This window comes from Streptomyces sp. NPDC054841 (genome assembly GCF_053611045.1).
The window spans coordinates 1-9,334 of record NZ_JBSGZO010000346.1 but is presented as its reverse complement, the minus strand read 5'-3'; the positions used below and the strand labels follow the sequence as shown (position 1 = coordinate 9,334).

Annotated in this window: 10 protein-coding genes; 1 reads left to right on the top strand and 9 read right to left on the bottom strand. The window is 69.9% G+C overall.

From position 1 onward, the window contains the following. Window positions 1-259 precede the first annotated feature (259 nt). The 4 genes from ACWGI8_RS32470 to ACWGI8_RS32455 all read right to left on the bottom strand — a co-directional run bounded on the left by ACWGI8_RS32470 (window position 260) and on the right by ACWGI8_RS32455 (window position 5,187). The gene (locus tag ACWGI8_RS32470) at window positions 260-1,228 is read right to left on the bottom strand and encodes a hypothetical protein (protein WP_453666392.1); all 969 of its coding nucleotides are present in this window, start codon (window positions 1,226-1,228) and stop codon (window positions 260-262) included. A gap of 507 nt (window positions 1,229-1,735) precedes the next feature. Continuing rightward, window positions 1,736-2,152, bottom strand: coding sequence for a peptidase inhibitor family I36 protein (locus tag ACWGI8_RS32465; protein ID WP_453666390.1), 417 nt, complete (start codon window positions 2,150-2,152; stop codon window positions 1,736-1,738). Between the two features lie 589 nt (window positions 2,153-2,741). Beyond that, complete coding sequence (locus tag ACWGI8_RS32460) at window positions 2,742-4,520, bottom strand: S8 family serine peptidase (RefSeq protein WP_453666388.1); 1,779 nt, start codon at window positions 4,518-4,520, stop codon at window positions 2,742-2,744. 190 nt (window positions 4,521-4,710) lie between these two features. After that, window positions 4,711-5,187: a hypothetical protein gene (locus ACWGI8_RS32455; protein WP_453666386.1), complete on the bottom strand. Its 477-nt coding sequence runs from the start codon at window positions 5,185-5,187 to the stop codon at window positions 4,711-4,713. A gap of 534 nt (window positions 5,188-5,721) precedes the next feature. Between ACWGI8_RS32455 and ACWGI8_RS32450 the strand changes: the two genes are divergently transcribed. Next, window positions 5,722-5,940, top strand: a complete 219-nt coding sequence (locus ACWGI8_RS32450; protein ID WP_453666384.1) for a hypothetical protein — start codon at window positions 5,722-5,724, stop codon at window positions 5,938-5,940. Here ACWGI8_RS32450 and ACWGI8_RS32445 read toward each other — a convergent pair. The 5 genes from ACWGI8_RS32445 to ACWGI8_RS32425 all read right to left on the bottom strand — a co-directional run bounded on the left by ACWGI8_RS32445 (window position 5,907) and on the right by ACWGI8_RS32425 (window position 9,293). After that, window positions 5,907-6,212 carry a hypothetical protein gene (locus tag ACWGI8_RS32445; RefSeq protein ID WP_453666383.1) on the bottom strand — a complete coding sequence of 102 codons (306 nt, stop codon included), beginning with the start codon at window positions 6,210-6,212 and terminating at the stop codon, window positions 5,907-5,909. The genes ACWGI8_RS32450 and ACWGI8_RS32445 overlap by 34 nt on opposite strands. A 275-nt stretch (window positions 6,213-6,487) precedes the next feature. Then, window positions 6,488-6,772, bottom strand: coding sequence for a hypothetical protein (locus tag ACWGI8_RS32440; RefSeq protein WP_453666382.1), 285 nt, complete (start codon window positions 6,770-6,772; stop codon window positions 6,488-6,490). Between the two features lie 46 nt (window positions 6,773-6,818). Next, the gene (locus ACWGI8_RS32435) at window positions 6,819-6,977 is read right to left on the bottom strand and encodes a DUF6233 domain-containing protein (protein WP_453666381.1); all 159 of its coding nucleotides are present in this window, start codon (window positions 6,975-6,977) and stop codon (window positions 6,819-6,821) included. Between the two features lie 279 nt (window positions 6,978-7,256). After that, on the bottom strand, window positions 7,257-8,465 hold the full coding sequence (locus ACWGI8_RS32430; RefSeq protein ID WP_453666379.1) for an IS4 family transposase: 1,209 nt from the start codon (window positions 8,463-8,465) through the stop codon (window positions 7,257-7,259). A 39-nt stretch (window positions 8,466-8,504) separates the two neighbouring features. Beyond that, a complete protein-coding gene (locus ACWGI8_RS32425; RefSeq protein ID WP_453666377.1) occupies window positions 8,505-9,293 on the bottom strand; it encodes a GNAT family N-acetyltransferase in 789 nt (262 codons plus the stop codon). Window positions 9,294-9,334: the final 41 nt, after the last annotated feature.

Sequence of the window (9,334 nt, the reverse complement as noted above, 5' to 3'; positions counted from 1 at the left end):
GGCGATGAGTGGCGCTGTTGTCTCATGCGGCGGACCGGATGAGCCGACAGGGCCGCAGGGAATGATGGTGCTGCCGAGCAGTCGGGTTCGGTATCGGTGAGAACACAACCGACGGCTTGACCATGCGCGCAAAGTACTTGACGATCCCGTTGGCCCAGTTGGTTGCGCGACCGGACAGCGTTCCCCGAACTGCTGGCGGGCCTGGGTACGGGCGGCGGCCTCGGGGTCGGCGGGGCTTGATACTGGTGGGCTCTCCTATTCAACTGGCGCCGGTTCCCCGAGGAATCCAGCCTGCTGGCGACCTTGCGGGATCCCCTGGGGCGTATCTGCTCCAGGTTCCGCCGGTCTCGTTGCGGAGGCGGCTGGTGGTCTTGTCGTGGTAGCCGAGAGCGTCTGCGACGACGGGTGCGGGAAGTTCGAGGAGTTGCCGCCGGATAGCGGCGCCGCGAGCGGCGGCGATCGGGATTCCGACCTTGTTCAGGAGCGCGAACAGGTGGTTGGGGCCGAGCGGCTGACCGGTCCGGCGGCCGGGGAAGAGCCAGCGGGACGCCGGGTTGGTGGCGGTGTTCATGTTGCCGCGGTTCGTGATGTGCTCCAGCAGCAGGGCGGCGACCGGCGCGGGAACGGGCGAGGGTGGCTCGCCGAGTCGTAGCAGCACGGCGTCGCCGTCGCGGATGACGTCGTCGACGGTGAGCCGGACGACGCGGCTCAGCGGTTGTGCGTAGAGGAGAACGATGACTCCGGCGACGCGGAGTCGCATCGGTATCTCCGTATCGGTCAGAAGCCTGCCCAGGGTGGCGAGGCGTTCGTCTTCGCTCAGTGCAGGCCGACGGGAGATCTTCATGCCGGGGATGGCCAGGGAACGTCGGCAGTGACGGCCCTGTATGGCCCAGTTGAGGAAGCCCCTCAGGCGGGTGCGGGCGTGCTCGGCGTTTGCGGCGAACCAGGCGTCGATGTCGACCTGGCCGCATGACGCGAGGGTGGTGTTCCGCTCGCCGAGCCATAGCAGGAAGGCGGTCGCGTACTTGATCTGTTCGCTGGCGAAGCGGCGGACGCTGGGTGTGATGTGGCTCCGCTCGGCTCGGGCCCGCAGTCCGGGGAGGACGTGCCAGGTAGCGAAGAGCCTGATCGTCTTGGCGTGCTCGGGTTCGGGGATGTCGGCCAGGTGTCCGGGAAGCCAGCGCTGAAAGGAACAGAGGTGCTTGTCGACCGCGGCGGGGCTCCGCACGCCATGAGGAGTTCTTCCAGGTGAGAGGCGCCCGCCAGGGCTGGAGCTCGTGGAACGCATCGTGGGTCAGCGGAATCTCGCCCAGGCCGAGCCGACGAAGCAGCTGCGAGGCGTTTCCCAGCTGCCTGCGGCGCATGTCTTTGCGCAGGCAGTTGCGGTGCTGGTGACAGGTCTTCTCCACCGCGGCGGCCGACCGGTGGACACCGCCTCCACCACCAGGGCACGTGTCCTCGGACTTCCGCACCCGCACCCTGCGGCGGTGCCGTGTTCCAGGGCCTGGGAGCTCCCGGCCGTCGGCGGGACCGTGTCTGGACCAGTGGCCCGCCGACGCTGCCTCCGTCGCGCCGCAGCTGACCGACCTACGTCCAGGCCGTCGCCTACCGGGTAGGAGTGGGGCGGCGGCGCAGAGCAGCGGGTTCACCGGCTGCTATCGACTGAACGGACGGGGATCAGAGCAGTCCCCTGTGCGCCCTTTCATGACTCATCGAACATGACTCAGGCTGGGGCTCAGCCCTCCACGGGGGTCCCACAGGAGGGGCCGCCCGGGCCGTCGAACTGCACCGAGCTGAAGAAGTCCCGATAGTCGGGGTAGAAGTTGCCCTTGCCGGTCGGGCCGGGGACGGTCGTGGCGGTGCAGCCGGTGTAGTTGGCGTCGGACCACAGGTAGATGGTCGAGGACGTGCGGTTCCAGTCCGACTTGGCGCGGTCGTTCATGCCAAGGGCCGCAAGGTCTGGTGTGCTGCCCCTTAGTGTGATCATGTCGCCGGTGCCATCGAGGCCCGAGAACATGCAGTAGTGGCCGTCGGGGCACCGGCCGTAGCCGTCGGCCGCTTGGGCGGTGGAGGCGGCCGGCACCACTGCGGCGGCTGCGGCGGCCACGGGCACCAGCAGGGCGCACAGCGTCTTCTTCCTCAGCGGGCTCATTCGTATTCCTTTGCTCGAAGACTCGTGAACTCGGGGGAGAACAGTAAGTTGCACGCACCCCCGCCCCATACCAATCACAACGACCCCGCCACGAAGCAGTCACATGATCCGCCGGACAGAACCTAGCCCTCCACCTGCTTCTTCTTCGCCTCTCCGCGGCCACGATCGACGCCATACGCCGTCATCGCCCGCCTCCTCATATGAGGAAGTGGTCAGCCAGGCCGCTCACCCCCGAAAACAGCCGAGCGAGAAGGAGAGGCCGACGGTTACTGTCCCCGGGTGAGCACCACCCGCCGCCCCCTGGGCACCGGCCGCGAATCCGACCCCGACCTCTCGAACACCGGGATACGGCATCGCGTACTCGCGGCCGAGGCGGATCCGCATACCGGTCCGTTGCCCCAACTACAGCGCCCTGACCTGGATGAACCGAGGGACCGCGGCGTACTGCGGGCAAGGATCCTGAAAGACTGAGCTGAGGGTGCGCACGATCAGGGCGAGACCTGTTCGGCCCGCCGCCGTCTCCGCCCCCCATCGTCCGATGGCGGCAGGGCGGCGAAGGGGGGCGGAAGTCTGTGAACGGCTCGTGCCGTCAGCCCCGCTGGTACGGTCCGGCCGGCGCGTACTGCTCGGCCTGCTGCCAGCTCGCGGGGATGCCGAGCGCGGTGGGGGCGTCCGCGATGCCCGCGCCCAGGCGGGGGTCGGTGCCGGGCAGGGGCCGGCAGGCGGTGCGTACCAGCATGTACAGGCGGTCGGCGCGCGCCGCGGTCCGCGGCACCGCCTGGGCGCGCAGGTGGTCGTGGTGGGCCAGCAGCAGCGCGGCCAGCCCGGTGACGTGCGCCGCGGCGATCGCCGTGCCGTCCACCGTGGCATAGCCGTCACCCAGGCTGGTGGTGATCACCGCCGCGCCGGGCGCGACCAGGTCCACCCCCGGACCGGTGGGGGTGAACGGCGCCGGATATGGGCCGGGCCACGGCGGCTGCACCGCGGTGAGCGGGCTGGTCACGGGATAGGTGCCGGTGTGCGCGATCGCCCCCACCGCCAGCACCCCCGGCAGGGTCGCCAGCTGAGTGAGAGGGCCGGCGGTGTCCCCGGCCGGGGCGATGACCGTGATCCCGGCGGCGTGCGCGTCCGCCATTTTCCAGGCGGCTAGCTGGGACGGGGCGCCGTAGCCGAGGCTGATCTGGGCGATGTCGATGTCGTGGCTGATGCAGTAGTCGACCGCCTCGAGCAGGTCGCTGAGGTGCCCGCCGGGGAACAGCTTCAGCGCATGCACCTCGGCCTCCGCCGCGATCCCGGCGATGCCGGCGTTGTTGTCCGCCGCGGCGATGACCCCGGCACACCACGTGCCGTGCCCGGTCACATCGAGGCCCCACGTGCCGTTTCCGGCGCCGGTGAAGTCGTGCCCGTGTTTCACGGTGTCCTTGAGGTCCGGGTGGGCGGTGTTCACCCCCGAATCGAGCAGCGCGATCTTGATGCCGTGACCGCGGTAGGTCGGCGGGATCTGGTTGAGCCGCATCGCCTGCGCACCCCAGCCGGTGAGCGCCCGGCCGGGAAATCCCTCGAACGTCTCCGACAGCGCCTGCACCGTCACCACCGCCTCCCCGCTGCCCGCGGGTTGGGGGGTGCCGGTGCGCACCGGCCAGTAGTCGGCCACCGGGCGGACGTAGAGGGCCTGCAGCGTCTCGGGGGTGTCGGCGGCCAGGGTCAGGGTCACCCGTCCGTCCGGGCCGGTGGTGCCGTGGACCTGGCCGCCGGTGCCAATCGCCCACGCGTGCGCACCGGCCACCGCCTCCCCGTCGCTGCCCACCACGTGCAGCGTGAGCTGCTCGGGCTCCTCCAGCGTGATGGCCAGCATGGGGTCGATCACCGGCACCGGGCCGATACCCACGGAGGGGGTGGGGGTGTAGGAGAGCGGCTGGTCGATCTCCACGACCACCTGCGGGTTCGCCGCCAAGGCGCGGGCCCGCTCCTGCGGCATCCTCACGACCGCGACCGGGGGGCAGGCCGGATGCGGCTCCGCGATCACCCCCAATCCGCGCGACCGCGACGGCCGCACCTGCGCCACCGGTTCCACGTCGGGGTCTTCCTCCAGCAGCTTGAACAGCGCCGTGGCCTCGATCGGCGGCACCCCACCGGCAATAAACCCCAACGGCCGGGGCGCGACCAGATAGCGGCCCCACCCCGCCCGCACACCCCGACCCTGGTGCCCCAGCGCCTGTGCCTCCCCGCCCATCCGTCCGGTCGGCTCACCTGCCCCGCCCGCAGCCGCCGACGGCTGCCCGGCCTCACCCGCCGCGCCCTGCGCACGCGGGGTCTTGCCGCCCTTGCCGTTGCCCGGCTTCACACCGTTGCCGCCCTGCTCACTCATTCAGCCAACCGCCATCTCAACGTAAAGCGTCGTCGTACGCCCGGATCTTCAGTGGCCGGCCGGGAAGCGGGCGTCCATGAGCTCCCCGGCCAGCGGCGCCGCGCCTTTGCCTCGCCCCGGCGCGGCATCCGGCCGGACAGGCCCGCCTCCCCACACAGCAGGGAGAACGAGCGCTGCCCGGGCGGGTGTCTCACATGCCCATAGGCGACAGCTGCCCGAACTGCGGCTGCTGCCCGAACATCCCCTGGCCGGGGAACTGGCCGAACTGCTGCTGGCCGTAACCACCGCCCCACTGCTGCTGGCCCTGCTGGCTCTGCTGCACCAGCGTCAGGATCGCCAGAGGCAGCGCCTGCTGCACGGACTGCTCCACAGCGTTCCGCACGCCCTGGTGCAGGGTGTGGTGCAGCGCGACAGCCAGGTACGGGTGCGCCTGGTGGGCCAAGCCCTGCTGCTGCAGCTGCTGCTGGACCTGCTGGATCTGCTGCAGCGTCTGCTGCATGCGCTGAGCCACCTGCTGGCTCGCCTGCTGACAGGCCTGCTGGATCGACTGCTGGACCACCTGCGCGATCTGCTGCTGTGGCCCGGCGATCTGCTGGCCGAACAGCTGCTGACCGTAGGGCTGCTGGATCTGCGGCTGGCTGATCTGCTGGGGGGTGTACACGGACATGCGGAACTCCTCCTTGAGCTCTCCGGAAAACACAGAAGAACGGCGCACCGGACAGCCCGGGACGCCGCCACCGAGCAGCAAACCACCAATCGACCAAGAACACATTCCGGGACATACCGCTAAGTGGCGGAGTCACGTGGTGGACGCGCTGGCGGTCACTGCGATCACGGCGCCTGCCCTGCCCACGAGCGGGTCGGCGGCACCGGGGAGAGTGGGCGATTGGCCCGGACAGGCCGTTGGGCGCCGGACAGGCCCTAGCTCGGCCAGCCTCGGGCCGATCGCCGTCAGCTGCGCGTCCTTGACGGTTCTGGTGTGGGCGAGCGTGGCCGTAGTGGACGACAAGGGCCGCGTCGCGCGCATCCGTTAGTGTCCTTCACGGCCTTGCTGAACGCCGCGCGGAACCGCTTGCGACTGGCCTTGGGCGCTCAGTGCCGTGTCTGCCGCGCTGCATGGAGAAGGGCTCGTTGGTAGCGGACGCCTTTGCGGGTGAGGAGGAAAGGCCGAGGGCGCACGCGAGCAGGCCAGGACCGTGATGTGGGGGAAGACGAGTTTCTGTCCGCCAGCTGTGGCGGTGATCCGGTTGCGGCCGGTGTAGCTGCGGTGGACGTTGCTGGCATTGCGGATGGACAGGCTGAGGTCGACCGGGCCGCCGAAGGCGAAGCGGCGTGCTTCGAGCTGGTCGGCGAGGATCCGGTGGACCGCTTTGCCCGGTACGTTGATCAGAACTGGCTGGCCACTGCGCCCACCACCTGAACATTGCGGGACATCTGCCTGGGTGGGGTCTTGAAGAGGATCGCGATGTAGCGCTCGCCCGGTTCGGGGCGGTCGGGGACGCTGACGTCGACCGTCACCTTCCTGGTCTCCCGGGGCCCCAGGCGGAGACGGGAAGGGGTGACGGTCACCCATGAGGCGGCGGAGACGGGGCCGGGCGGGCGGAAGGTGATCTCTCCGCTGGGTTCCTGGGTGAACTGCGAGGGCTCCACCTGGATGTTCACGGGGGTGGACGCCCCGTTGACGAGGTTCACGACCTGGTGGTGGCCGCACTTTTGAAAAGGTGCACATGGGACGGCCCGCAGCTGTGTCAGGGAGATGATCGGCCAGCTGCGCGGTCTGGTGACCGATCTGGAAGACATGCGGTGCCCGGCATCTGACGTGCGCGGCCGTCGTCGCGCAGCCTGCTCCGCTGCGCTCCACGGCCTGAACAGAGCGATCACCGTGGGGCCAACACCACAGGTAGCAACATGAGTTGGGGCGAAGGGTGGGGTTTCGTGCTGGGTGACCGATGCTGTCGTCGTGCTCGTCAGCCGTGTGGGGGAAGTGCGCTGCCTGGTCGAATGGGCTGCCAGCCGGTGCGGTTGGTCCAGCGCAGCCTCTGTCCGTGGGGATGGTGGCGGGGGGCGGGGTGCCATTCGAGCACGGCGACCAGAAGCCCTTCGCCGGGGCCGGCGGTCTGGCCGGGTTCGGCTGCCCGGTAGAGCCGGGCGCGGTCCGGTGCGCAGCCTCCAGCGGCCAGCTGCTCGATGACAGCCTGGATGTACGGCGTGTGGGGCAGCGGCGAGATCGTGGTGGGCTCGATCCTGGTCATTGCCGGGAGCGGTTCTTGAGCTGAGGGAGGTGCCGGTGGCTTCGCATCAGTGCTTCGTCGGCTTGTCGATGCCCAGGCTGCCCCATGGCGCGCAGATCTCGCACATCTCCAGCCCGGGGAACTCCTGCAGCGCGATCATCACATGCTCCTTGTCGAGGTACCCGAGCTGCACCTTGTACAGCCCGCAGTTCCCGCGGTGGAGCATCGGCTCTAGGCCCAATACCAGTGACTTAGGGGATTGGGTCCCAGCTTCGGGGGACCTTGGTCGGCGGGTTGATCGGGGGCGGTGCGCCAGTGCGGGGCGATGGCCAGCGTCTCGGCCGGATGCTGGGGGCGTCGGGTGCCGTGTCGGTGCTCGTCGCGTTTGACGCCGAAGTTGGACATCTTGCGTTTGACGACGCGGGGGTTGAGGCGCGGGCGACGTTTGGGTGAGCGTCGTGCGGCTATCTCGCGGATGCCCTCAGTGAGGGCCGCGGCCAGGCGGTCAGGGGGAAAAGGCCGCCTGCGCGGGGACCTGACGGCGGGCGAGGCGGATGCTGCGGGTGAAGGAGAGCCGGTCCGGGTCCAGCCCGGCGTGTTCGGCGGTGTCGTGCATCAGCGTGCGGATGGCGTGGTGGACCAGTAGGTGTCCCCATACTTCCTGCTCGACGCCGCCGGGTGAGCGCGAGCGCAGGACCTCGGCCGGCCCGCGCTGGTGGGTCTTGAGCTCGTCCAGCGCGGTCTCGATCTCCCACCGCTGGCCGTAGAGGGCGGCCAGTTCCAGAGCGGGTGCGGCCTCGTGGTCGAGGATCGTGGTGATCAGCCGGTAAGGGGCATCCCCGGCGGGCTGGCCGGGATCGTCCAGGGTGTACTCGATCACCCGCACCACCTGCGGATCGGCGCGTTTGCGGTGGTCTTTGGCGGCGACGATGTCCGACAGGTACGAGCCGTCGGGCAATTCCTTGCGTACCGGCAGCACTGCGCTGGACCTTACTCGCCACAACAGGTCAGCGCCGCCGGCCGACGCCGCCCGCCACAGCTCCAGGCCGGTGAAGCCGCGGTCGGCCAGCAGCAGATCACCCTCGCCGAGGTGGCCGAACAACTCGCGGGCAAGGGCCGGTTCGGACACCGCAAGCGGGCCCAGAGCGGCGGCGGTGATGGCGTGGGTGCCGCACTCGGCCAGCGCCACCACCCGTACCTGCGGGAACGCACACCGCTGGGTGCGGTGGGTCTTCGGACGTCCGAAGTACGTGGCGTTCTCCTCGCTGTCCGGCACGTCGAAGACGGTGCCGTCGACGGCCACCAGCCGCCACCGGCCATGGAAGTCACCCGGTGTCGACACCGTCGCCAACGGCCTGGCCACGTGGGCAAACAGGGCCTTGAGCGGCTCCGGCCCCAGCTTGGCCCGAGCCCGTGAGATCGCCGCCGTGGTGGGCACCTGCCAGGAGCCCGACCGGCGTTTCGCCCAAGCCAGCCCGTGCGTCAGCAACCGCGCGACTTCTTCATAGCCCTGCCCTGTAAACAGGCACATCGCCAGCACGAAGTAGACCACCACCCGCGGCGGCAGCAGTCGGTTGCGCTGCCCGGACCGCCCGCACTCGGCCACCACCCGGTCCACCAACTCCGGCGGGAACGACCGCGTCAGCAGCCCCACCGCGATGCGATCCGACAATCGCTCGTCCGTCTCCGGCTTGACCTGACCCGGCCGTGGCATCCAGGCACCTCCCCACCACGCACCGTACCAGCAAGGACCTTAAGTCACTGGTATTGGTGCTAGGCGGCAATTTCCGTTGTGGCGTGCGTGGTGGCGTAGTGAACGTGTTCCTGAAGCAGGGTGGAAACCGGCGGTCCAGGCCAGCAGGCGGCTGGGGCGGTTGTCCCGGGAGCAGGTCCAGGTCGGAGTGCGGCCGCGGGCGGCGATGTCCGAGCAGAGGGCGGTGATGCAGGCGAGAGACAGGTGCCGGCGACGGTGGTCGGGGACGGTGGCGCAGGCGATGTCCTCGTACGCGCTGCCGAGGAAGTAGGTGCAGGCCACGGCGTGGATCTGGTCCTTGCGGAACGCTGCCCAGGCGAAGCCGGAGGCGGCGAGACCGGAGGGGCCTCCCCAACTGGCGTGGATCCAGGCCATGTCCGGTCCGAGAGCGACGAGCGAGGGAGCGTCGTCGGTGGTAAGTCGGCGAATGGTCACGCCCCTCGGAGGACGGGGCACGGGTGCGGGTGTCCGGTGTGTGTACACCATGCGCTCCCACGGGTGGATCAGGTTGAAGGCGGAACCGAGGACCGGCAGAAATCGGGCGGGTGCGACGACATAGTGGCCGGCGAGCGGTGCCATGGCCTCCGGGGAAAGCACCTGCGGATCTCCGCTCAGGAGTGCGTGGTCGGCGCAGGTGACGGCGACGGCACGCGGCTCTGCCGAACGGTCCGCCCACCAGGTGCCCCTGCCGGTGGTCAGTACGTGCTCGGGCAGTGCCCCGGGGCCTGGAGCTCCGGCCGGGAACCACTCGGCAACGGCAGGGACTTGGTGTGGCGCGAGCGGGATCATTGGGGGTTTCCTCCGGGGGCGGGTGTGGGGGCGGCCTGGAC

Coding starts and splice junctions, on each gene's coding strand:
- ACWGI8_RS32465 (WP_453666390.1), bottom strand. CDS start 2,152: ATGAGCCCGCTGAGGAAGAAGACGCTGTGCGCCCTGCTGGTGCCCGTG.
- ACWGI8_RS32460 (WP_453666388.1), bottom strand. CDS start 4,520: ATGAGTGAGCAGGGCGGCAACGGTGTGAAGCCGGGCAACGGCAAGGGC.
- ACWGI8_RS32455 (WP_453666386.1), bottom strand. CDS start 5,187: ATGTCCGTGTACACCCCCCAGCAGATCAGCCAGCCGCAGATCCAGCAG.
- ACWGI8_RS32440 (WP_453666382.1), bottom strand. CDS start 6,772: ATGACCAGGATCGAGCCCACCACGATCTCGCCGCTGCCCCACACGCCG.
- ACWGI8_RS32435 (WP_453666381.1), bottom strand. CDS start 6,977: ATGCTCCACCGCGGGAACTGCGGGCTGTACAAGGTGCAGCTCGGGTAC.
- ACWGI8_RS32430 (WP_453666379.1), bottom strand. CDS start 8,465: ATGCCACGGCCGGGTCAGGTCAAGCCGGAGACGGACGAGCGATTGTCG.
- ACWGI8_RS32425 (WP_453666377.1), bottom strand. CDS start 9,293: ATGATCCCGCTCGCGCCACACCAAGTCCCTGCCGTTGCCGAGTGGTTC.